At 41.2% G+C, this 23,667-nt stretch carries 27 protein-coding genes; all 27 read left to right on the forward strand.

Annotated elements, in window-relative coordinates:
- The first annotated feature begins 102 nt into the window (after window positions 1-102).
- From flgB to cheA, 27 genes are read left to right on the forward strand one after another with little or no spacing between them, the layout of a single operon-like run.
- Complete coding sequence (gene flgB / locus C1T29_RS10195) at window positions 103-492, forward strand: flagellar basal body rod protein FlgB (protein ID WP_014663964.1); 390 nt, start codon at window positions 103-105, stop codon at window positions 490-492.
- Complete coding sequence (gene flgC, locus C1T29_RS10200) at window positions 492-944, forward strand: flagellar basal body rod protein FlgC (protein WP_014663965.1); 453 nt, start codon at window positions 492-494, stop codon at window positions 942-944. Before flgB ends, flgC begins: the two co-directional genes overlap by 1 nt.
- Window positions 945-954: 10 nt before the next feature.
- Entirely contained in the window at window positions 955-1,275 is a 321-nt protein-coding gene (gene fliE / locus C1T29_RS10205; RefSeq protein WP_071580710.1) for a flagellar hook-basal body complex protein FliE, read from the forward strand.
- 45 nt (window positions 1,276-1,320) lie between these two features.
- The gene (fliF, locus tag C1T29_RS10210; RefSeq protein ID WP_040083177.1) at window positions 1,321-2,931 is read left to right on the forward strand and encodes a flagellar basal-body MS-ring/collar protein FliF; all 1,611 of its coding nucleotides are present in this window, start codon (window positions 1,321-1,323) and stop codon (window positions 2,929-2,931) included.
- A 12-nt stretch (window positions 2,932-2,943) separates the two neighbouring features.
- Entirely contained in the window at window positions 2,944-3,960 is a 1,017-nt protein-coding gene (gene fliG / locus C1T29_RS10215; RefSeq protein ID WP_014663967.1) for a flagellar motor switch protein FliG, read from the forward strand.
- Window positions 3,953-4,705 carry a flagellar assembly protein FliH gene (fliH, locus tag C1T29_RS10220; protein ID WP_041521507.1) on the forward strand — a complete coding sequence of 251 codons (753 nt, stop codon included), beginning with the start codon at window positions 3,953-3,955 and terminating at the stop codon, window positions 4,703-4,705. The genes fliG and fliH overlap by 8 nt, the downstream gene beginning before the upstream one ends.
- Entirely contained in the window at window positions 4,702-6,018 is a 1,317-nt protein-coding gene (gene fliI, locus C1T29_RS10225) for a flagellar protein export ATPase FliI (protein ID WP_014663969.1), read from the forward strand. Before fliH ends, fliI begins: the two co-directional genes overlap by 4 nt.
- 3 nt (window positions 6,019-6,021) lie before the next feature.
- Window positions 6,022-6,465, forward strand: a complete 444-nt coding sequence (gene fliJ, locus C1T29_RS10230; RefSeq protein WP_014663970.1) for a flagellar export protein FliJ — start codon at window positions 6,022-6,024, stop codon at window positions 6,463-6,465.
- 11 nt (window positions 6,466-6,476) lie between these two features.
- The gene (locus C1T29_RS10235) at window positions 6,477-7,091 is read left to right on the forward strand and encodes a MotE family protein (protein WP_069149594.1); all 615 of its coding nucleotides are present in this window, start codon (window positions 6,477-6,479) and stop codon (window positions 7,089-7,091) included.
- 12 nt (window positions 7,092-7,103) lie between these two features.
- A complete protein-coding gene (locus tag C1T29_RS10240) occupies window positions 7,104-8,567 on the forward strand; it encodes a flagellar hook-length control protein FliK (RefSeq protein ID WP_103748767.1) in 1,464 nt (487 codons plus the stop codon).
- The gene (flgD, locus tag C1T29_RS10245; protein WP_014663973.1) at window positions 8,564-8,986 is read left to right on the forward strand and encodes a flagellar hook assembly protein FlgD; all 423 of its coding nucleotides are present in this window, start codon (window positions 8,564-8,566) and stop codon (window positions 8,984-8,986) included. Before C1T29_RS10240 ends, flgD begins: the two co-directional genes overlap by 4 nt.
- Before the next feature lie 21 nt (window positions 8,987-9,007).
- A complete protein-coding gene (flgG, locus tag C1T29_RS10250) occupies window positions 9,008-9,802 on the forward strand; it encodes a flagellar basal body rod protein FlgG (RefSeq protein ID WP_069149597.1) in 795 nt (264 codons plus the stop codon).
- A gap of 39 nt (window positions 9,803-9,841) precedes the next feature.
- Window positions 9,842-10,057 (forward strand): swarming motility protein SwrD, encoded by a 216-nt coding sequence (gene swrD, locus C1T29_RS10255; RefSeq protein ID WP_040083172.1) that lies wholly within the window; start codon window positions 9,842-9,844, stop codon window positions 10,055-10,057.
- On the forward strand, window positions 10,054-10,476 hold the full coding sequence (gene fliL, locus C1T29_RS10260; RefSeq protein ID WP_014663976.1) for a flagellar basal body-associated protein FliL: 423 nt from the start codon (window positions 10,054-10,056) through the stop codon (window positions 10,474-10,476). The genes swrD and fliL overlap by 4 nt, the downstream gene beginning before the upstream one ends.
- Before the next feature lie 33 nt (window positions 10,477-10,509).
- Entirely contained in the window at window positions 10,510-11,508 is a 999-nt protein-coding gene (gene fliM / locus C1T29_RS10265) for a flagellar motor switch protein FliM (RefSeq protein WP_003220879.1), read from the forward strand.
- A complete protein-coding gene (fliY, locus tag C1T29_RS10270; protein ID WP_103748766.1) occupies window positions 11,498-12,637 on the forward strand; it encodes a flagellar motor switch phosphatase FliY in 1,140 nt (379 codons plus the stop codon). The genes fliM and fliY overlap by 11 nt, the downstream gene beginning before the upstream one ends.
- A 25-nt stretch (window positions 12,638-12,662) precedes the next feature.
- Window positions 12,663-13,025, forward strand: a complete 363-nt coding sequence (gene cheY / locus C1T29_RS10275) for a chemotaxis protein CheY (protein ID WP_014476812.1) — start codon at window positions 12,663-12,665, stop codon at window positions 13,023-13,025.
- A 14-nt stretch (window positions 13,026-13,039) separates the two neighbouring features.
- Window positions 13,040-13,696, forward strand: coding sequence for a flagella biosynthesis regulatory protein FliZ (fliZ, locus tag C1T29_RS10280; RefSeq protein WP_103748765.1), 657 nt, complete (start codon window positions 13,040-13,042; stop codon window positions 13,694-13,696).
- Entirely contained in the window at window positions 13,689-14,354 is a 666-nt protein-coding gene (fliP, locus tag C1T29_RS10285) for a flagellar type III secretion system pore protein FliP (protein WP_003245692.1), read from the forward strand. The genes fliZ and fliP overlap by 8 nt, the downstream gene beginning before the upstream one ends.
- Before the next feature lie 14 nt (window positions 14,355-14,368).
- Window positions 14,369-14,638: a flagellar biosynthesis protein FliQ gene (fliQ, locus tag C1T29_RS10290; RefSeq protein ID WP_003220888.1), complete on the forward strand. Its 270-nt coding sequence runs from the start codon at window positions 14,369-14,371 to the stop codon at window positions 14,636-14,638.
- Window positions 14,639-14,645: 7 nt separating this feature from the next.
- A complete protein-coding gene (gene fliR / locus C1T29_RS10295; protein ID WP_014663979.1) occupies window positions 14,646-15,425 on the forward strand; it encodes a flagellar biosynthetic protein FliR in 780 nt (259 codons plus the stop codon).
- Window positions 15,425-16,507 (forward strand): flagellar biosynthesis protein FlhB, encoded by a 1,083-nt coding sequence (gene flhB, locus C1T29_RS10300; RefSeq protein ID WP_095431302.1) that lies wholly within the window; start codon window positions 15,425-15,427, stop codon window positions 16,505-16,507. Before fliR ends, flhB begins: the two co-directional genes overlap by 1 nt.
- Before the next feature lie 32 nt (window positions 16,508-16,539).
- Window positions 16,540-18,573, forward strand: a complete 2,034-nt coding sequence (gene flhA / locus C1T29_RS10305; RefSeq protein WP_095431303.1) for a flagellar biosynthesis protein FlhA — start codon at window positions 16,540-16,542, stop codon at window positions 18,571-18,573.
- On the forward strand, window positions 18,573-19,670 hold the full coding sequence (gene flhF, locus C1T29_RS10310; protein ID WP_095431304.1) for a flagellar biosynthesis GTPase FlhF: 1,098 nt from the start codon (window positions 18,573-18,575) through the stop codon (window positions 19,668-19,670). Before flhA ends, flhF begins: the two co-directional genes overlap by 1 nt.
- Window positions 19,661-20,557 (forward strand): flagellum location/number ATPase FlhG, encoded by an 897-nt coding sequence (gene flhG / locus C1T29_RS10315; protein ID WP_082033009.1) that lies wholly within the window; start codon window positions 19,661-19,663, stop codon window positions 20,555-20,557. The genes flhF and flhG overlap by 10 nt, the downstream gene beginning before the upstream one ends.
- Window position 20,558: 1 nt before the next feature.
- The gene (gene cheB / locus C1T29_RS10320) at window positions 20,559-21,629 is read left to right on the forward strand and encodes a protein-glutamate O-methylesterase CheB (protein WP_095431305.1); all 1,071 of its coding nucleotides are present in this window, start codon (window positions 20,559-20,561) and stop codon (window positions 21,627-21,629) included.
- Window positions 21,630-21,634: 5 nt separating this feature from the next.
- Complete coding sequence (cheA, locus tag C1T29_RS10325) at window positions 21,635-23,650, forward strand: chemotaxis protein CheA (protein WP_095431306.1); 2,016 nt, start codon at window positions 21,635-21,637, stop codon at window positions 23,648-23,650.
- Window positions 23,651-23,667: the final 17 nt, after the last annotated feature.

The raw sequence follows: 23,667 nt of genomic DNA on the forward strand, positions 1-23,667 counted from the left end.
TATTATTAGTTATGCCTGTTATTTCTTACAATAAGCATATAGTTTTACAATTCTCGACAAGGATATTGAGGGTGAAAAAAACTGAAATGGAGGTAAGTGGATTTGAGCTTATTTTCTGGAACGATACAAAATCTTGAAAATGCCTTGAGCAGAGCGGATATTAAGCAAAAAGTCATAACTAATAATATCGCCAATATAGATACACCGAACTATAAGGCGAAAAAAGTCTCTTTCCAAAATTTATTAGATCAAGAATCCTCACGTCTTGATGCGATAAAAACAGACTATCGTCATGTTGATTTTTCTGATACTGATTCGAATTATTCAATTGTTGCGAGCGGAGATACATCGTATCAGCAAAATGGAAACAATGTAGATGTTGACAAAGAGATGACAGAATTGGCGCAAAATCAAATCAACTATCAAGCTTTAGTTGAAAGAATGAACGGTAAATTTAATTCACTGAAGACCGTATTAACAGGAGGAAAATGATGACAGCTTTTCAGAGCTTAAATGTTTCAGCATCTGCTTTAACAGCTCAGCGGGTCAGAATGGATGTTGTATCATCTAACTTAGCAAATATGGATACGACAAGAGCTAAGCAGGTGAATGGAGAGTGGGTGCCTTACAGAAGAAAAATGGTCTCCCTTCAGTCAAAAGGTGAATCGTTCTCTTCCATTCTTAATTCTCAAATGAGCGGAAGCGGTCATGCTGGTAACGGTGTGAAGGTTTCAAAAATTACGGAGGATAAATCGGATTTTAATCTTGTCTATGATCCGACAGATCCTGATGCAAACGCTGAAGGATATGTACAAAAACCTAATGTAGATCCATTAAAGGAAATGGTTGACCTTGTCAGCAGCACCAGATCATATGAGGCGAATGTCACTGCGATGAATGCCACAAAGGGAATGCTGATGAAGGCATTAGAAATCGGAAAGTAGGTGAATGAATGTGATTAATGCAATTTCTCCTTTTCAGGTTCAAAATACTCAAAACACTCAAAATGCAACAAATCAAGTAAGCAATAGCCAAAAAACAGATTCTTCAAATCAAACAAGCTTTTCGGAGCTTTTAAAAAACTCTATTAGTTCGTTAAATGAGTCCCAAGTAGCTTCTGACAACATGACTAATGCCTTGGCTGCAGGAAAAGATGTAAATCTTGATGAGGTCATGATCGCCGCTCAAAAAGCTAGCATCTCTCTAACTGCAGCAACAGAGTTCCGTAATAAAGCTGTGGAAGCTTATCAGGAGATTATGAGAATGCAAATGTAGGGGGTCTGACGATTTAGAGAAAGAGTGGAATGACCGGGGGTTAACATGAATCGTACTCTAATGCAAATGAAAAACAAAACGAGTGAGTTTTGGAAAAATAGATCTAAATTACAAAAGATTTTAATGGTTAGTGTGTTAGCGGCAATTATTATTATTGGAATTATTATTAGTGTTTTTGCTTCCAGTACAAAGATGGCTCCGCTTTACAAAGATTTATCTGCCGAAGAAGCAGGAAAAATCAAAGAAGAATTGGATGCGAAAAAAGTACCAAACGAACTTTCGAGTGGCGGTACAGTGATTAGCGTTCCGGAGGATCAGGTTGATTCTTTGAAAGTGCAGCTGGCTGCAGAAGGACTTCCTAAAACAGGATCAATTGATTACTCGTTTTTTGGGCAGAATGCCGGCTTTGGTTTGACAGACAATGAGTTTGATATGGTAAAAGTGAAAGCGACACAGACAGAACTGTCAAACTTGATCAATGAAATGGACGGTATTAAAAACTCAAAAGTAATGATTAATCTCCCGAAAGACGCTGTGTTTGTCGGTGAAGAGCAATCTGCAGCTTCTGCTTCAATCGTTCTGCAGATTCAACCGGGTTACACACTTGACCAAAGCCAGATCAACGGACTGTATCATCTGGTATCTAAAAGCGTGCCGAACCTAAAAGAAGATAATATCGTCATCATGGACCAAAATTCTACATACTACGACAAATCAGACAGCAATGCAGGGTCCTACGCGGATAGTTATTCTTCTCAGCAAGGAATTAAGTCTCAAGTTGAAAAAGACATTCAAAAACATGTTCAGTCACTGCTAGGTACGATGATGGGCCAAGATAAAGTCGTTGTCTCCGTTACAGCAGACATCGATTTCACAAAAGAAAATCGTACAGAAGACATTGTCGAACCTGTGGATAAAGAAAACATGGAAGGCATTGCAGTCAGCGCGGAAAAGGTATCTGAAACATACCAGGGCGACGGTGCAGCCAACGGCGGAACTGCCGGAACCGGCGAGGATGATGTCACAAATTATAAGGCTGATGGTGAAAATGCCGAAAGCGGGAACTACGAAAAAAATAGCAACAAAATCAATTACGAGGTTAACCGAATCCATAAAGAAATCGCTGAAAGTCCTTATAAGGTAAGGGATTTAGGGATTCAAGTCATGGTAGAGCCGCCTGATGCCAAAAACACAGCGTCACTATCAACTGAAAGACAGGATGATATACAAAAAATCCTTTCAACTGTAGTCAGAACATCTTTAGATAAAGATGAAACGCAAAACCAGAATTTATCTGATGCTGATATCAATAATAAAATTGTTGTCTCCGTTCAGCCATTTGACGGAAAAGTCAATTTGGATACAAACACGGAGAAATCCTCAGGTATCCCGCTGTGGGCATATATTACAGGCGGTGTTTTAATCGCTGCGATTATTGTTCTGATCATTATGCTTATCAGAAAGAAACGGGCGCAAGAGGATGAATTCGAGGAGTATGAGTATGAGGTTCCTCAAGAACCAATCAATTTACCTGATATCAACGAAGAGGAAAATGAAACAGCGGAAACAGTCAGACGAAAACAGCTTGAAAAGATGGCGAAAGACAAGCCGGAAGATTTTGCAAAACTGCTGAGAAGCTGGCTGGCCGAGGATTAGGAGGAATAAGAAATGGCGAGACGTGATCAAGATAAGCTTACAGGAAAACAAAAAGCAGCCATTCTCATGATTTCCTTGGGGTTAGATGTGTCAGCTTCTGTTTATAAGCACTTAACCGATGAAGAAATTGAAAGGCTTACGCTGGAAATATCAGGTGTTCGAAGCGTCGATCATCAAAAAAAGGATGAAATCATAGAAGAATTTCACAATATAGCCATTGCACAAGATTATATTTCTCAAGGCGGTTTAAGCTATGCAAGACAAGTTCTAGAAAAGGCGCTTGGAGAGGATAAAGCGGAAAACATTCTAAACAGGCTGACGTCTTCTTTGCAGGTGAAACCATTTGATTTCGCCAGAAAAGCGGAGCCTGAACAAATTTTGAATTTTATCCAGCAAGAGCATCCTCAGACAATGGCTTTAATCTTGTCTTATTTAGATCCTGTGCAGGCCGGGCAAATTTTATCGGAGCTGAATCCTGAAGTTCAGGCTGAGGTTGCGAGAAGAATTGCGGTCATGGATAGAACGTCACCAGAAATTATTAATGAGGTAGAACGGATTCTGGAACAAAAATTATCTTCTGCATTTACTCAGGATTATACACAAACAGGCGGAATTGAAGCTGTTGTGGAAGTGTTAAACGGAGTAGACAGAGGGACAGAGAAGACGATCTTGGATTCATTGGAAATTCAAGATCCCGATCTTGCTGAAGAGATTAAAAAGCGGATGTTTGTCTTCGAAGATATTGTCACACTTGATAACCGTGCTATTCAGAGAGTCATTCGCGATGTTGAGAATGACGATTTGCTCCTTTCATTAAAGGTTGCAAGCGAGGAAGTCAAAGAAATTGTATTCAGCAATATGTCACAGCGTATGGTTGAAACCTTCAAAGAAGAAATGGAATTTATGGGCCCTGTACGCTTGAAAGACGTAGAAGAAGCTCAATCGAGAATTGTAAGCATCGTCAGAAAGCTTGAAGAAGCCGGTGAAATTGTGATAGCAAGAGGCGGAGGGGATGATATTATTGTCTAATATCATTAAACAAGAATCATCTTTTTCTCCACAAAAGGAAAAAAGAAAACTTTCTATACAAGAGGTGCGTATTGATCATTCCCACCTTTTGCAGGCTGAAGAGAACCCGGAGGCTCTTATGGCCCGAGTGAAAGAGGAAGCTGACCGGATTTCTGAGCAGGCGAACAGTCATATAGAAAATACTCGCCGTCAAATTGAGCAGGAGAAAAATGATTGGGCGGCTGAAAAACAGAAGCTGATTGAGGAAGCAAAAGCCGAGGGCTTTGAAGAAGGAGTAGCATTGGGCAAAGCTGAGGCAATGCAACAGTATGCCGAACTGATCGGCCAAGCGAACAGAATTACTGAAATGTCCAGAAAAGCTGTTGAGGACAAGCTTGAAGACGCTAATGAAGAAATCGTTGAACTTGCCGTTGCATTAGCAAAAAAAGTTTGGCAGCAAAAATCTGATGATAAAGAAGCTTTCCTCCTGCTTGTACAACAGGTTGTAAACGAAGTGAAGGAATATGACGATATATCAATTTATGTTGATCCTTATTACTATGAGACAATCTTTCAGCAAAAAGATGAAATCCAGCAGCTTCTTTATAAAGAATGCCGTCTTGGTATATATGCTGATGAAAAAGCTCAAAAAGGAACCTGTTATATTGAAACTCCTTTTGGCAGGGTAGATGCAAGTGTTGACACACAATTGATGCAATTGAAAGATAAACTTCTGACAGCGCTGGAAGCGGGTGCAGCTGAATGAAGACACAGAGTCTGATAGATTGTATAGAAATGACAGACTCGTATAAACGGTACGGAAAAGTCAAGCGGGTCATCGGCCTGATGATTGAATCAAAAGGTCCTGCAAGCTCAATTGGCGACGTGTGCCTGATTTATGCAAAAGGACAATCTGGGAAAGTCATTAAAGCTGAGGTAGTCGGCTTCCAAGAAGAAAATATTTTGCTTATGCCGTATTTAGAGGCTGCGAGTATTGCACCAGGCAGCATTGTAGAAGCTACTGGGGAATCTCTTCGGGTTAAAGTTGGATCTGGACTGATCGGGCAAGTCATCGATGCTTTTGGAGAACCGCTTGACGGAAAACTTCTGCCGAAAGGACTTTCGCCTGTATCGACGGAGCAATCACCGCCCAACCCGATGAAACGGCCGCCTATCCGTGAAAAAATGGGTGTTGGCGTCAGATCCATTGACAGCTTGCTGACAGTCGGTAAAGGTCAGCGGATTGGAATTTTTGCCGGAAGCGGTGTCGGAAAGAGCACATTAATGGGGATGATTGCCAAGCAGACAGAGGCTGACTTAAACGTCATTGCACTTGTCGGAGAACGTGGACGAGAGGTCCGGGAGTTTATTGAAAAAGATCTTGGGAAAGAGGGGCTGAAACGATCGATTGTAGTTGTTGCCACCTCAGACCAGCCAGCATTAATGAGATTGAAAGCGGCATATACAGCGACTGCAATTGCCGAGTATTTTCGAGATAAAGGCCAAAATGTCATGTTTATGATGGATTCTGTTACAAGGGTGGCGATGGCGCAGCGTGAGATTGGTTTAGCTGCTGGAGAACCACCGACGACAAAAGGCTATACACCCTCTGTGTTCGCTATTTTACCTCGTTTATTAGAGCGAACAGGTGCAAACGAGCACGGAACCATTACGGCGTTTTATACAGTGCTGGTAGACGGCGATGACATGAATGAGCCGATTGCCGATACCGTACGCGGAATTTTAGACGGACATATTGTGTTGGACAGGGCGCTTGCCAATAAAGGCCAGTTTCCGGCAGTTAATGTCCTAAAAAGCATCAGCAGGGTGATGTCAAACATATCGACAAGACAGCACCTGGATGCGGCAAATAAATTCCGCGAACTTTTATCGACATATCAAAATTCGGAAGATCTCATTAATATCGGAGCTTACAAAAGAGGATCCTCAAGAGAAATTGATGAAGCGATACAATTTTATCCGCAGCTTATTCAATTTTTAAAGCAGGGAACAGATGAACCGGCATCATTGGAAGAAAGCATTGCTGCATTAACTAGTTTGACAGGAAATGAGGAATAAAACGTGGCTTATCAATTTAGATTCCAAAAGCTGCTGGAACTAAAAGAAAATGAGAAAGACCAATCCTTATCCGATTATCAGCAATCAGTTTCTGAATTTGAAAACGTTGCTGAAAAATTATATGAGAGTATGAGCAAAAAAGAATTACTAGAACAAAATAAAGAAAAGAAATTAAAAAGCGGCATGAGTGTACAGGAAATGAGGCACTACCAACAATTTGTCTCAAATCTTGATAATACGATTTATCACTATCAAAAGCTTGTCATTATGAAAAGAAATCAAATGAATCAAAAACAAGAAATTTTGACAGAGAAAAATATTGAAGTGAAAAAGTTTGAAAAAATGCGTGAAAAACAGTTTAAAATGTTTGCTCTTGAAGACAAAGCTGCAGAAATGAAAGAAATGGACGATATTTCGATTAAGCAGTTTATGATTCAAGGCCATTAGGAGCGAATGTAATGTCCGGCAAAAAGAAAGAATCAGGTAAGTTCCGTTCGGTTTTGCTTATCATTATCCTCCCGCTGATGTTTCTTCTAATCGCAGGGGGGATTGTTCTTTGGGCTGCTGGTGTCAATGTGTTAAAGCCGATCCAGGATGCTGCGGCAAAAACGCCGGTTCTTAAGGAATTGGTTCCTGAAACCGAAAATAAAAAAGACACAGCATCAAGTAAGGATAGCAGTAATACGGCAGCTCTGGAAAAGACCATTAAAGATCAAAAAAGTGAAATCAGTATATTGAATAAAGATTTAGAAACAAGCAAATCGGAAATCGATAGGCTCAATCAAAAGATTCGTTCACTTGAAAAGACGGCGGAGGACCAAAAAAAGTCATCTGAAGATCATACTGAGGGAACATCAGACTCGAAAGCTTCATCTAAAAATGACAAAGTGATCAGTGTGTACAAAAGCATGGACAGCGGAAAGGCTGCGAAAATTATTGCCCAATTAAAGGAGCAAGAAGCACTGAAAATATTGAATGGCCTAAGCAAAAAGCAGCTTGCTGACATATTGGCAAAAATGACTCCTGAGCAAGCAGCAACCTATACAGAAAAAATTGCTGCCAGCCAAGAATAGGGGGAATTAAAGGTGAAGCTGCTTGAATTATCGGGACCTTTGCTGCAAACCACAACGGGTTCTGCCGCTAAAAGCATGAAAAGTAGCCCGGGTGTTTTTCAAAACTGGCTTATATCTGAGGCAGGTTTAAAGGAACTCTCAGAACAAGAAAAGGGTACACCGAATTCCGGAGGTCAGCTTTTAGAAGATGCGCTTAAAAAGATCGGTGAATGGCTAAAAGCAAGTCCTGAAGATCAAGACAAACAAAATGCGGGTCTTCTGCAAACATTAAGCAAACTGACAGGGAAGCAATTGGATGCGAATGCTCTGCAAATGTTGCAAAATCTTTTGCAAGCAGTTGAATCAAGATTGTCAGGCGGGATGGATCAATTGCTCACAGAAACGGAGAAAATCTTTTCAGAAGCTAAAACGGCTCTGAGTGCCAATGATTCTGCTCCTGACATTAATGGACAACTGAAGACCGATACAGAGCAATCAAATCAGGAAAATGAAGTATCCGAGGCTGCTAAAGAATTGATCTATATCCAGATGTTCATTAGCCAGCTTGTAGAAGGGAATAAGCTGACTGATCGAGGGAACGGCAATGAAGCTCATGCCATTTACCAAAATGGGGATCAATTTCTTTCTGCATTAGAAAAAAAAGGTGTATCTCAACAGCTAATTCAGGATCTTAAACAGCAAATGTTCACCAAAGATGAGTCGAGTTCAAAACTTTATTCGATGACAGCGTCAGAGCTGAAAAGTTTTCAAAGCTTAATGGATCAAATGTCTATGCTCCCTCAAAAAGGGACCAAAGAATGGAGTTTAGCTGAAAGCCAGCTGAAAGCTTTCTTGTTATCGAAATCATCCGAATCATCACAAGACTTTGGGAAGCGTGTTATCACACCGCTTTCGCAGAGTTCATCCAGCAAAAGTGCATCGGATGTTTCTGGAAGTATTCAGCCTGTAGATAGTAAATCAGGACTTCAAATGCTGTTTTCAGGGTATCGGGGCATAGGAGGAGTTCAAACACTTGATCTGCAGAAGATGTCAGCTGATATACCAAATGCTGAAACAAAAACGGTGGCTGATCAAGTGATCAATGCGTGGAAGCAGATGAAATATACGCCTTTCGGCAGATCAACGGGAAGCTTCACCATTCGGTTGAACCCTGAACATTTAGGATTTGTCACAATCAAGCTGACAAATGAAAATGGAATGTTTCAGAGTAAAATCATTGCATCTAGCCAATCAGCAAAAGAATTGCTTGAACAGCATCTTCCGCAGCTGAAGCAATCATTGCCGAATATGGCCGTCCAAATAGATCGTTTTACTCTTCCGGTCCAAAGTGGGGATCAGCCGATATACGGCCAGCTTGCTGATGAACAGAAACAGCAGCAAGAGGGGCAGAGACAGCAAAGACAGAAAAAGCAATCAAATGATTTTGGCGATCTGCTCGATGAAGTGTCGATGGTTGAAATGGAGGAGGAAGAATGACTTCTATAAGTTCAGAATATAAATTGCCTGAAAAAACGAATACCGTGTCGACGAACAACAGCAGCTTGGGGAAAGATGAGTTTTTAAAAATTTTAATGACTCAAGTTCAAAACCAAGATCCGCTCAACCCGGTTGACGATAAAGAATTTATCAGCCAGATGGCGACTTTTTCAAGCTTGGAACAGATAATGAATCTGAATACAACGATGACTAAATTCGTTGAAAATCAAGATCCGTTTACAACGTATGTTGATTGGATGGGAAAAGAAGTATCTTGGACTGATGGTAAAAGTGCAACAGATAAAACAGGCACAGTAAGCTCTGTTAAACATTCTAAAGGAAATTATTATCTCGTTCTTGATGATGGGACCGAGATCAGTCCTGCGAATGTCATGTCTGTGGGACAATCATCTAAATAAAAAAATCTGGGGGAATACATTATGTTACGTTCACTTTATTCTGGAATCAGCGGTATGAAAAACTTTCAAACAAAGCTTGACGTAATCGGTAACAACATTGCAAACGTGAACACAGTAGGATTCAAAAAGAGCCGTGTGACTTTTAAAGATATGGTAAGCCAAACGATTGCCGGCGGTTCTGCTGCTGGTGCAACAATCGGCGGAACAAACTCTAAGCAAATCGGTTTAGGTTCATCATCTGGCACAATTGATACAATTCATTCAACAAGCGCGACACAAAGCACAGGAAGAACACTTGATTTAGCAATCGATGGCGATGGCTATTTTCAAATTGATACAGGCGCCGGAACAGCTTATACAAGAGCTGGAAACTTCTATTTAGATAACACCGGAACATTAGTTACAGGTGATGGCTACCATGTACTAAATATGAATGGCGGAACAATTAAAATTCCTACTGATGCACAGAGCTTCACTATCGGTTCTGATGGTAAGGTATCGATCGTTGATGCCAACGGTCAACCACAAGACGGCGGACAAATCGGGATTGTGACTTTTGCCAACAGTGACGGCTTAGATAAAATCGGGAGCAACTTATACCGTGAATCTTTAAACTCTGGTACGGCCAGTGCAGCGAACCAGCCCGGTGATGGTGGTACAGGTTCCCTTAAAGTAGGATTTCTCGAAATGTCTAACGTTGATTTAACTGACGAATTTACTGAAATGATCGTAGCCCAGCGTGGATTCCAATCAAACTCAAAAATTATTACAACATCTGATGAAATCCTTCAAGAACTGGTTAACCTTAAACGTTAAGGAGGGAGGGGAGGCGAGTAATCGCTTCTCCGCTGTTTTATGATAAAAGTAACCCGTTTGAACGGGCAGCCCTTTACACTGAATGCGCTATTTATTGAACAGATTGAATGCTTTCCGGATACTACAATCACTCTGTCAAACGGTAAGAAGTTTGTAGTAAAAGAAGATGAAGAAGCTGTTCTGGAAAAGATCGCATCTTTCTACCGAAACATACAAATATTTTCAATGGATCAAGGAATAGAGGAACCGGAATGAAGAAAAAGTTAATGATCATCTTACTAATTATTCTTATCGTAATTGGTGCTCTCGGGGCAACGGCTTATTTTGTGTTAGGCGGAAAGTCCGAAAAAAGTGAAGCGAAAAAAAGTATTGATGAAATTGTTTCATCTTCTGTTGATGTAGAAGAAATCACAACAAATTTAAAGTCTGATAACATTATCCGTCTTGCTATTAAACTTGAAACTGATTCTGATAAATCAAAAGAAGAACTTGAGAAACGTGATTTTCAAGTGAAAGACGCTGTTATATCACTGCTGGCTGATACGAATGCTGATCAGATTGAGGGAGACAAGGGAAAAGAAACCTTTAAGAAGGAACTAAAAGATAAAATAAATAGCTACCTCCAAGAAGGAAAAGTAGAAAAAGTGTATATTACCTCCTTTAATCTGCAATAAAACATAATTTGACAGAATACGGAGGTGAGGAAAATGTCAGGAGAAGTTCTCTCCCAAAATGAAATAGATGCACTGCTTTCTGCAATATCAACTGGTGAAATGGACGCTGAAGAGCTGAAAAAAGAAGAAAAAGAGAAGAAAGTCAAGGTTTATGATTTCAAACGTGCGCTGCGGTTTTCTAAGGATCAGATCCGCAGTTTAACGAGAATTCATGACAATTTTGCAAGACTTCTTACCACTCATTTTTCGGCTCAGCTCAGAACCTATATTCATATATCTGTCAGTTCTGTTGACCAGGTCCCTTATGAGGAATTTATCAGATCGATCCCGAACATGACGATTCTGAATCTATTTGATGTCCATCCGATGGAAGGCAGAATTATGATGGAGGTTAACCCCACGATAGCTTATACGATGATGGACCGAGTCATGGGTGGGATTGGAATCAGTCATAACAAGGTTGACAGCTTGACAGAAATTGAAACAAAAATCATTTCTAATTTATTTGAAAATGCACTGGGTAATTATAAAGAAGCTTGGCAGTCAATTGCTGATATTGAACCGGAAATGACTGAGTTTGAAGTGAATCCGCAATTCGTTCAGATGGTGTCTCCTAATGAAACAGTCGTGGTGATCTCACTTAATACTCAAATCGGTGAAATCAGCGGTGTAATTAATCTCTGTATCCCGCATATCGTCCTCGAGCCGCTCATACCGAAGCTTTCAGTCCACTATTGGATGCAATCAGACCGAAATGAGCCAAAGCCTGAGGAAACAAAGTCGCTTGAAAAACGTATCATGACAGCACAAATACCTGTCGTGGCCGAGCTCGGCACATCTGAACTGACAATAGAAGAGTTTTTAAGTTTAGAAGTCGGAGACTGCATAACTTTGGACAAATCAGTCACGGATCCTCTTACTGTATTGGTCGGAGATAAGCCGAAATTTTTAGGACAAGCCGGCCGGGTGAATCGAAAACAGGCAGTGCAAATTTTAGATCACGACATAAGAGGTGAACAAGATGGAGAATAATAGATTATCTCAAGATGAGATTGACGCGCTTCTTAACGGTACTGGCAGCACGCTTGATGAGCCAGAGGTCCCGGAAGTAGATGACTTATCGGAAATGGAGCGTGATGCGATCGGTGAAATCGGTAATATTTCATTCGGCAGTTCTGCGACAGCACTGTCAACACTTTTAAATCAAAAGGTCGATATTACGACTCCGAGCGTAACGGTTATCCCAAAAAGTAAAATCAGCGATGCGTTTCCTGAACCGTATGTAGCGATTGAAGTAAATTATACGGAGGGCTTCAGCGGCAGCAACCTGTTAGTCGTGGAACAAAGTGACGCGGCGATCATTGCTGATTTAATGATCGGGGGAGACGGAAAAGGTGCGGATCCTTCACTGGGGGAAATCCATTTAAGTGCGGTTCAAGAAGCAATGAACCAAATGATGGGATCGGCAGCCACATCAATGTCTACTGTATTCAGTAAAAAAATTGATATTTCACCGCCTCGGGTTGAATTGCTCGATGTAACTGAAGAAAAGGGCACAGACCGTATTCCTGATGATGAAATGCTGGTGAAAGTTTCTTTCAACTTAAAGGTGGGAGAATTAATAGACTCCAGTATTATGCAGCTTTACCCATTAACATTTGCGAAAGATTTAATTTCAAGCCTTATGAATTCAGGAAATGCAGAGGAAGCAACAACGGCGCAGCCTGATGCTACATACGAGCAGCCGAAAGAGCCTGTGACGCCAGAGCCTCGTATTGAACCGAAGCAACAGCAGCCGCAGCCGCCAAAAAGGCAGGGAACAGCAAAAAAAGCAGCGCCAGTTCAGGTTTCACCGGTGGAATTTTCTGCGTTTGATCTAAATGAGGCGACACAAGCCCCTATCAATAATCTGGATATGCTTTTAGATATCCCGCTTTCAATTACTGTTGAGCTCGGCAGAACAAAGAGAAGTGTAAAAGAAATTTTAGAGCTTTCTGCAGGTAGTATTATTGAGCTTGATAAATTAGCTGGTGAGCCGGTAGATATTTTAGTTAATCAGCGTATCGTTGCCAAAGGCGAGGTTGTTGTCATTGAAGAAAACTTCGGTGTAAGAGTCACTGACATTTTAAGCCAGGCAGAGCGCATTAATAATTTAAAATAACGAAACACAAGGAGAGAGATAAATTATGGCACATAGAATTTTAATTGTAGATGACGCAGCATTTATGCGAATGATGATTAAAGATATTTTGGTTAAAAACGGTTTTGAAGTAGTAGCGGAAGCTGAAAATGGAGCACAAGCAGTAGAGAAATATAAAGAGCATTCTCCTGACCTTGTTACGATGGATATCACGATGCCTGAAATGGATGGGATTACAGCATTAAAAGAAATTAAACAAATTGATGCTCAGGCAAGAATCATTATGTGTTCTGCTATGGGACAGCAATCAATGGTTATTGATGCCATTCAGGCCGGCGCTAAGGATTTCATTGTGAAACCTTTCCAAGCTGACCGTGTGCTTGAAGCAATCAACAAAACATTAAGTTAAAGGGTGTACGATTGTTGAAAAAGAGTCAATATTTCATCGCTTTTATTTGTTTTTTCGTTTTATTCACTGTACATCCAATTGCTGCTGCGGCAGACTCTGAGAATTCAACTGTAAACGAATGGTTTCAAAAGAAAGATGAGAAAACTGCAGATAAGTCAGGGCAAAAGGAAGAAAAAACAACAAAAACTGCTGATGAGACGGAGGGAGCGGCTGGTCCTTCTGTCTCAGCTTTTGATTTTGTAAAGATGATTTTCGCTTTACTGTTTGTTATCGTGCTGATTTACGGGCTGGTTAAGCTCATGAACAAAAGAAATCGGCTCCTCAAGCCTTTTCAATATGTTGAAAATATTGGCGGCACATCGGTCGGCCAGAACAGATCCATACAATTGATCAAGGTAGGAAAAAGCGTGCTCGTCGTCGGTGTAGGAGAGACGATCCAGCTGCTGAAAGAAATTGAGGATGAAAAAGAGATTGAAGTCATTCTCAGTCAGCATGAAGAGGCAATGTCAAGCAAAATAGAGTGGCAAAAGTTTGTGAAGCCGCTTAAGAGTTCTGAGCATCAGCCGCAGCAAAAACTGCCTTCATTTTCAAAAGCATTAAAAGAGCAACTTGAAGAGTTAAAACAAAACCGTTCTGAAGGAAAGAAGAAAGGCCCACGTCATCATGAATGAGTTTATAAATATTTTCAGTTCAAGCGATCCGGAAAACGTAAGTTCAACTGTTAAATTACTATTATTGTTAACTGTATTTTCAGTGGCGCCTGGAATATTGATTCTTATGACTTGCTTTACTCGCATCGTCATCGTTCTGTCATTTGTCAGAACTTCACTTGCGACGCAATCTATGCCCCCAAACCAGGTTCTTATCGGGCTTGCGCTGTTTTTAACATTTTTTATTATGGCTCCTACTTTTTCAGAAATTAATAAAGAAGCGCTGACCCCATTGATGGACAACAAAATCAGCTTGGATGAAGCGTATACGAAAGCTGAGGAACCGATTAAAGAATTTATGAGTAAACACACAAGGCAGAAGGATTTGGCGCTGTTCATGAATTACGCAAAAATGGATAAACCTGAATCATTAAAGGATATTCCGCTAACAACAATGGTTCCGGCTTTTGCTATATCAGAGCTTAAAACTGCATTTCAAATAGGGTTTATGATTTTTATCCCGTTTTTAATTATAGATATGGTAGTGGCGAGCGTCTTGATGTCAATGGGAATGATGATGCTCCCTCCAGTTATGATTTCTCTGCCCTTTAAAATATTACTTTTTGTTTTGGTAGACGGCTGGTATTTAATTGTGAAATCTTTGCTTCAGAGCTTTTAGGGTAGGTGCTAAACGTGAGTTCAGAATTTGTAATTTCTATGGCGGAAAAAGCCGTATACGTAACACTGATGATCAGCGGGCCGTTATTGGCCATTGCTTTACTGGTCGGTTTAATTGTCAGCATATTTCAGGCGACAACTCAAATACAGGAACAGACTTTGGCGTTTATTCCGAAAATCGTGGCGGTTCTTCTGGCTCTCATTTTTTTTGGTCCGTGGATGCTGTCGACGATTCTTTCATTTACAACAGAGCTGTTTTCTAATCTAAATCGTTTTGCAGGGTAATGCAGAGATGAATTCAATTATTGACTTATTTCCTGCTTTTTTATTGGTTTTTATTAGAATCTCTGCTTTTTTTGTAACGATTCCGCTATTCGGACATCGAAATGTCCCAGCTGTTCACCGCATAGGCTTTGCTTTTTTTCTGGCGGTTATTTGTTTCAGCACCATTGATAAACCGCCCTCTTTGGAGATAGATGAGCAATATATGCTCTTGGCTTTTAAGGAAGCCTTGGTTGGCCTATGTCTCGGCTTAATCGCTTATATGATGATTGCCGCAGTACAGATTGCCGGCTCGTTTATTGATTTTCAAATGGGATTTTCAATAGCAAACGTTATTGATCCGCAAACCGGAGCGCAAAGTCCGTTGATTGGCCAGTTTATTTATACGATGGCACTTTTGTTTATGCTGAGTGTCAATGCCCACCATTTGCTGCTGGACGGTATTTACTACAGCTTTCAGTATATTTCAGTTGATCAGGCATTTCCGAATTTCGGCGATGAAAAGTTTGCTTATTTTATCGCGAAAAGCTTTAATGCGATGTTTATTATCGCTTTTCAAATGTCAGCGCCTGTTGTGGCCAGTTTATTTCTAGTTGATTTAGCTTTAGGTATCGTGGCTCGAACTGTTCCGCAATTAAATGTATTTGTGGTCGGTCTGCCTTTAAAGATCGCTGTCAGTTTCATCATGCTCATTGTATGTATGTCCGTTATCTTCGTCGTTGTACGGAATGTTTTCAGTTTAACGATTGAAACGATGCGGAATCTTTTAGCATTGGTCGGTGTTTCTTAATGAAGCTTAGAATTGACCTGCAGTTTTTTGCCGGGGAGAAGACTGAAAAAGCCACTCCGAAAAAACGGAAGGATACGCGAAAAAAAGGACAGGTAGCCAAAAGTTCGGATGTCAATACCGCCATTTCTTTACTTGTTATTTTCCTTTCGCTTATTGCAATTGGCCCGTATATGAGAGACAGGCTGCTGTCATTTATAGAAACTTTTTATACCGAATCGCTCACAATGAAGCTCTCAGAATCAAATGTGCATACTTTGTTTGTCAGCTTATTAAAGGATACGGGCATGATACTTGCACCTATCTTGCTTGTAGCTCTTGTTGCAGGGGTTGTAAGCAACTATATGCAGGTTGGATTCTTGTTTTCTGCTGAAGTGATACAGCCTAAGCTTGAAAAACTCGATCCGATCAAAGGCTTTAAACGAATATACAGTATGAGGGCGATTGTGGAGTTGATTAAATCAATTTTGAAAATCGCAGTTGTCGGTTTTGCGGCATTCGCTGTGCTTTGGGTGCATTATGGAGAAATTCTCCGGCTTCCTCTCCTGACACCTGAAGAGGTACTTTCTTTCGTTTCAAAACTCACTTTGTGGATGGGACTGAGCGGTGCAGGTGCTTTATTAATTCTTGCTGGTCTTGACTATTTATATCAGAGATTTGATTATGAGAAAAATATCAAAATGTCAAAACAAGATATAAAAGACGAGTACAAAAAATCTGAAGGTGACCCGATTATTAAGTCTAAAATTAAACAAAGACAGCGGGAAATGGCGATGAGGCGGATGATGCAGGAAGTTCCCAAAGCAGATGTCATCATCACAAACCCTACTCACTATGCGATTGCCCTGAAATATGACGAAGAAAAAATGGACGCTCCTTATATTGTTGCAAAAGGTGTTGACCACCTGGCGTTAAAAATCAGGAAAATTGCTAAAGAGCATGATGTCATGATGGTAGAGAACAGACCGCTAGCCCGTGCGTTATATGATCAGGTGGAAATTGACCAGGCAGTGCCGGAAGAATTTTTTAAAGTCTTGGCAGAAATTCTGGCTTACGTATATAAAACAAAACAAAAAGTATATTGAATTTTTCGATTTAAAAGGAGAGAAAAAACAGCATGTCAACAAGAGATTTATCCGTTTTAATAAGTGTTGTCCTCATTGTGGCGATGCTGGTGATTCCATTTCCTCCATGGCTGTTAAGTATTTTGATCATTATTAATATTTCTCTTGCGTTGATCGTGCTTCTCACCACAATGAATATGCAGGAAGCGCTTCAGTTTTCGATTTTTCCGTCACTGCTGCTGCTTTTAACCCTATTTCGTTTGGGCTTGAACGTCTCAACTACCCGTTCAATTCTTTCACACGGTGAGGGAGGAAAAGTCGTCGAGACATTCGGAAATTTCGTTGTCGGTGGAAATGTATTAGTTGGACTCGTTGTATTTATCATCTTGATTATTATTCAGTTCATCGTCATTACAAAAGGTGCTGAACGTGTTTCTGAGGTTGCAGCAAGGTTTACGCTGGACGCAATGCCCGGGAAGCAGATGAGTATTGATGCTGATTTAAACGCAGGGATGATTACCGAACAGGAAGCGAAGCATCGCCGCGAAAAAGTGGCAAGAGAAGCAGACTTTTATGGAGCAATGGACGGTGCCAGTAAATTTGTAAAAGGTGACGCCATTGCCGGAATCATCATTGTGATGATCAATATTATTTTCGGAATCGTGATCGGAATGCTTCAGCAGGGCATGTCCATTCAAGAGGCCGCTTCACACTTTACGATGCTGACTGTAGGGGATGGAATTGTTTCGCAAATCCCGGCACTGTTAATTTCTACAGCTACGGGTATTGTGGTTACAAGAGCTGCCTCTGAAGGAAACTTAGGGCATGACATTACAGGCCAGCTGTTTGCGTATCCAAAGCTTTTATACGTCGCCGCAGCTACGATCATGCTTTTAGGTATTTTCACTCCGATCGGCATTTTTCTGACGGGGCCGCTTGCGGGGTTGCTTGCTTTTGGCGCTTATACGCTATCTAAATCTGGTAAGGAAAAAGAAGAAGTGGATGAGATTCTTGAGGAAGAGGCTGAGGTTGATGAGCTTAAAAGTCCTGAAAGCGTTGTTCAGCTTCTGCATATAGATCCGATAGAATTTGAGTTTGGCTATGGACTGATACCGCTTGCTGATGCCAATCAAGGCGGTGATTTATTAGACCGCATTGTTATGATACGCCGTCAGTTGGCTTTGGAACTCGGGCTTGTCATTCCTGTCGTGCGGATCAGAGATAATATAGCGTTGCAGCCTAATGAATACCGATTGAAAATTAAAGGAAACGAAGTAGCAAAAGGTGAGCTGTTGCTTGATCATTATTTAGCAATGTCGCCTACACCTGAAGACGATCTGATTGAAGGGATAGAAACAGTGGAACCTTCATTCGGACTGCCGGCCAAATGGATTAGCGAAGCGGTAAAGGATGAAGCCGACATGCTTGGTTATACAGTAGTTGATCCTGCATCAGTCGTTTCAACGCATATTACGGAGAAAATAAAGCAGTATGCTCACGAATTGATCGGAAGGCAGGAGACAAAGCAGCTGATTGATCACTTGAAAGAATCGTATCCAGTCCTGGTTGAAGAGGTTACGCCAAATCCATTGTCTGTCGGTGATATTCAGAAGGTGCTTGCTAAGCTTTTAAAAGAAAAAGTTTCAATTCGAAACTTAGTAACGATCTTTGAAACACTTGCTGACTATGGGAAATTAACAACAGATTCTGATCTTTTGACAGAGTATACAAGACAAGCACTTGCTAAACAAATTACAGCCCAATTTGCCAAAGATAATGAAGTGTTGAAAGTTGTTACTTGCTCGGGCCGGGTAGAGAAGGCTATAGCAGACGGTGTGCAGCAAACGGAACATGGGAATTATTTATCGCTCGAACCAGATATTTCAGAAAGCATTGTGCGTTCTGTCGCTAAAGAAGCTGAACAGCTGTCATTACGTCAGGAAACCGCGATTCTTCTATGCTCGCCGCCTGTCAGAATGTATGTGAAACAGCTTCTGGAACGATACTTCCCTGATCTTCCGGTACTCTCTTATAACGAACTTGAGGCGAATGTTGAGGTACAAAGCATTGGAGTGGTGGATATTTAATGAAAATAAAAAAATTTACTGCTGCTTCAATGCAAGAAGCGGCACTTCTCATCAGAAAAGAATTGGGCAATGAAGCGGTCATATTAAATTCGAAAAAAATTAAAAAGCGAAAATGGTTTGGCCTCATCAACAAGCCTGCTGTTGAAGTGATCGCCGTATTGGATCAGGACTTTCTTGAGAAAAAAACGTCTCAGAAGGCAACTGAACCGAAACAAACATTAAAAACTCCGGTCAGCAGTACGAAAATAGAGGAGAGGACATCCCCTCAAATTTCGGTGCAACAGGAGCAAGGTGATTTTTCAGCATATCAATCTGTACTTCCTGAGCCACTGCGAAAAGCAGAGAAGCTTTTGCAAGAAACGGGAATTAAAGAGTCAACGAAAACGAGCACTCTGAAAAAATTGCTTCGCTTCTCTGTGGAATCAGGCGGCCTTAATGAAGAAAATGTGGTCGGCAAACTTCAGGAATTACTATGCAATACGCTGCCCTCAGCAGACAAGTGGCAGGAACCAATCCATTCAAAGTATATCGTTCTCTTTGGTTCAACAGGGGCTGGTAAAACAACTACACTGGCTAAACTCGCAGCCATATCTATGCTTGAAAAACAGAAAAAAATCGCTTTTATTACTACAGATACGTATCGAATTGCAGCTGTTGAACAGTTGAAAACATACGCTGAGCTGCTGCAGGCTCCTCTGGAAGTTTGTTATACAAAAGAAGAATTTGAGCAGGCGAAGGAGTTATTTTCTGAGTATGATCATGTGTTTGTTGATACAGCAGGAAGAAACTTCAAGGACCAGCAATACATTGATGAACTGAAAGAAACGATTCCTTTTGAGAGCAGCATTCAGTCATTTCTTGTTTTATCCGCGACTGCAAAATATGAAGATATAAAACATATTGTCAAACGGTTTTCATCCGTCCCTGTCAATCAGTTTATTTTTACGAAAATAGATGAAACGACTTCCTTAGGTTCTGTGTTTAATATACTGGCAGAATCAAAAATAGGTGTCGGATTTATGACAAACGGCCAGAATGTGCCTGAGGATATACAGACTGTATCTCCACTTGATTTTGTAAGGATGCTGTGCAGATGAACCGATATGATCAAGCAGCAACTTTACGGGCGAAAATGGAAAAGCGTCAGCGCGTTCTGCCAATGGTTTATTCACAAAAAGCGAAGACACTTGCTGTCATCAGCGGCAAGGGCGGTGTCGGAAAATCTAATATTACCTTAAATATGGCACTTGCGTTACAGGATAAAGGTAAAAAGGTGCTTCTCATCGACCTTGATATTGGGATGGGGAACATTGATATATTAATGGGAAATTCATCGTCTGCCACGATAATCGATGTTTTAACCGATCAGAAGCCGTTGTTACAGTCATTATCCGTTGGCCCAAAGGGTTTGCGGTATATATCAGGTGGAACCGGCCTGGATGTGATGTTTCAACTGGATCAGAGAAAATGGACGTTTTTTGCCAATGAACTTTCTCATGCATTAAGCCAGTTCGATTATGTGCTGTTTGACATGGGAGCAGGATTATCAAAAGATCAACTGCCCTTTATTTTATCAGCAGAAGATATTTTGATCATAACAACTCCCGAGCCGACGGCCATCATGGACGCATACAGTGCTGTCAAGCACTTGGTTTTGACAGGAAATAAGCTTTCGATGAAGGTGGCTGTCAATCGGTGCCGTGACCAAAAAGAAGGGCTTGACGCTTTTGCCCGCCTTTCTCGCACAATTCAAATGTTTTTGGATGTTCAGGTTCAGTTTGCCGGTTCCGTTTCTGACGATGTGATCGTGAGCAAAGCGGTTGTCGAACAGGTTCCTTTTTTCATAAAAAGCCCTCAGGCAAAAGCCAGCCGGTCAGTCCGCCTTTTAGCGGACGCCTTGTTTGAAAGAGAAGAAACGAGACACAAAGAAGACAAACAGACATTTATTGAGAAGTTATCTTCTTTTTTAATGAGGAGGGCTTAATTTGATTCGTGTGCTTGTAGTTGATGATTCAGCTTTCATGAGAAAAATGATAAGTGATTTTCTGACCGAGGAAAAGCAGATAGAAGTAATCGGAACTGCCAGAAACGGAGAAGAAGCGCTTAAGAAGATTGAATTATTAAAACCGGATGTTATTACTCTTGATGTTGAAATGCCGGTCATGAATGGAACAGATACGCTTCGCAAAATTATTGAGATTTATAACTTGCCGGTCATCATGGTATCGAGCCAGACCGAAAAAGGTAAAGAGTGCACAATTAATTGTTTGGAGATCGGTGCCTTTGATTTTATCACAAAGCCATCAGGCTCAATATCTTTAGATTTGTACAAAATTAAAGAACAATTAGTTGAGCGTGTTGTCGCGGCAGGACTTTCCGGCAAGCGGAACCGTCCTGTTTCCCAAACGGTTCGGCCCGAACCTATTGTGCGAGCTGTTAAACCTGAATTGAGCAAACCGAAACCCGGCACAGGCAGACAAATTGTGTGTATCGGCACATCAACAGGCGGTCCAAGGGCGTTACAAAAGGTGATACCGAAGCTTCCTAAGGACTTGAACGCACCAGTGGTTGTCGTTCAGCACATGCCTGAAGGATTTACTGCTTCTTTGGCTGATCGGCTGAATCATTTATCTGACATTCAGGTGAAAGAAGCAAAAGATGGTGAAGCAGCTCTTAACGGCTGTGTTTACATAGCACCGGGCGGAAAAAACATTTCCGTTATTAAAAGCAGCGGAGGACTCCAGATTGTGCTCGATAATCTCGATACCCCGAGCCGTCATAAACCATCTGCTGATTATTTATTCCGTTCTGTCGGTAAACTGACAGATTATGGAAAAGTAGCGGTTATCATGACCGGAATGGGCAGTGACGGCACTGCAGGGCTAAAGGACATGCTAACAGCCGGCAATGTGAAAACCATTGCTGAGTCTGAAGAATCTTGTGTCGTATACGGGATGCCAAAAGCTGCTGTTAAAGCGGGTCTCATTCATGAGATTAAACATGTAGAAGATATCGCAGCATCCATCACAAGCTGTGTGAAAAAAGAGAGGGTGTGATTCAAATGGATATGAATCAGTATTTAGATGTCTTTATTGATGAGAGTAAAGAACATTTACAAACATGTAATGAAAAGCTTCTCCTTTTAGAGAAAGACCCGACCGACCTTCAGCTCGTACATGATATATTCAGGGCTGCCCATACATTAAAAGGAATGAGCGCAACGATGGGCTACACGGATTTAGCGCATCTTACCCACCTGCTTGAAAACGTGCTGGATGCAATCCGAAACGGAGACATGGCAGTTACCTCAGAATGGCTGGATATTTTGTTTGAAGCTCTGGATCACCTGGAAGCTATGGTTCAGTCTATTATTGATGGCGGGGATGGTAAAAGAGATATCTCAGAAGTGAGTGCCAAGCTTGATGTAAATGGTGCACACACTGAATCTGCTGCATCCGCGGAACCTGCAGAAGCACCGAGTTCAGCATCTGATTGGGAATATGATGAATTTGAACGTACAGTTATACAAGAAGCGGAGGAGCAAGGCTTCAAACGATATGAAATCAAGATTTCTCTGAACGAAAACTGTATGTTAAAAGCAGTTCGTGTCTATATGGTGTTTGAAAAACTAAATGAAGTCGGAGAAGTAGCCAAAACAATTCCAAGTGCTGAAGTGCTTGAAACAGAAGATTTTGGAACTGACTTTCAAGTTTGTTTCTTAACACATCAATCAGCAGAAGACATTGAACAATTAATCAATGGCGTGTCGGAAATTGAGCATGTTGAAGTCAGTCAAGGGGCTCCTTTAACATCAGCTGAAAAGCCTGAGGAATCTAAGCCTGTGGATTCGCCGGCAGCTGTACCTGAGAAGCAGGAGAAACAAAAACAGCCTGCTAAAAACGATGAACAGGCGAAGCACTCAGCCGGCGGATCCAAAACAATTCGTGTCAACATTGACAGGCTTGATTCTTTAATGAACTTATTTGAAGAGCTTGTCATTGACCGCGGACGTCTTGAGCAGATTGCGAAAGAGCTTGAGCACAATGAACTGACTGAAACGGTTGAACGGATGACGAGAATTTCCGGAGATTTGCAATCGATTATTCTGAATATGAGAATGGTCCCGGTTGAAACCGTTTTTAACAGATTCCCGAGAATGATTCGCCAGCTTCAGAAAGAGCTGAATAAAAAAATTGAACTCTCGATCATCGGCGCGGAAACTGAGCTGGATCGTACAGTGATTGATGAAATCGGAGATCCTCTCGTTCATTTGATCAGGAACAGCATTGACCATGGTATCGAGGCGCCGGAAACGCGTTTGCAAAAGGGAAAACCGGAATCAGGAAAAGTTGTGCTTAAAGCTTATCACAGCGGTAACCATGTCTTTATCGAAGTAGAAGATGACGGTGCAGGCCTTAATCGCAAGAAAATCATGGAAAAAGCGCTTGAGCGCGGGGTCATAACGGAAAAAGAAGCTGAAACCTTAGAAGACAACGAAATTTACGAATTGATTTTTGCTCCGGGGTTCTCAACCGCTGACCAAATTTCTGATATCTCCGGCCGCGGCGTCGGACTTGACGTTGTAAAAAACAAACTGGAGTCTCTAGGCGGTTCAGTCAGTGTGAAATCAGCCGAAGGTCAGGGCTCTCTATTCAGTATACAGCTGCCGCTTACCTTATCTATTATTTCAGTCCTGCTGATTAAGTTGGAAGAAGAGACATTTGCCATTCCGATTTCTTCAATCATTGAAACAGCAGTCATTGACAGAAAAGACATTTTGCAAACGCATGACCGTGAAGTGATTGACTTTAGAGGGCATATTGTCCCTGTCGTTTATTTAAAAGAAGAGTTTAAAATAGAAGATACAAGAAAAGATGCGGAACAGCTCCATATCATTGTCGTGAAAAAAGGCGACAAACCTACTGCATTTGTGGTGGACTCCTTTATTGGCCAGCAGGAAGTTGTGCTTAAATCACTCGGAGATTATTTAACAAACGTCTTTGCAATTTCCGGAGCTACTATTTTAGGAGACGGAGAAGTAGCGCTCATTATTGATTGTAATGCACTGATTATTTAACCATTCGAGGAGGTGTC

The organism is Bacillus sp. MBGLi79 (assembly GCF_002953915.1).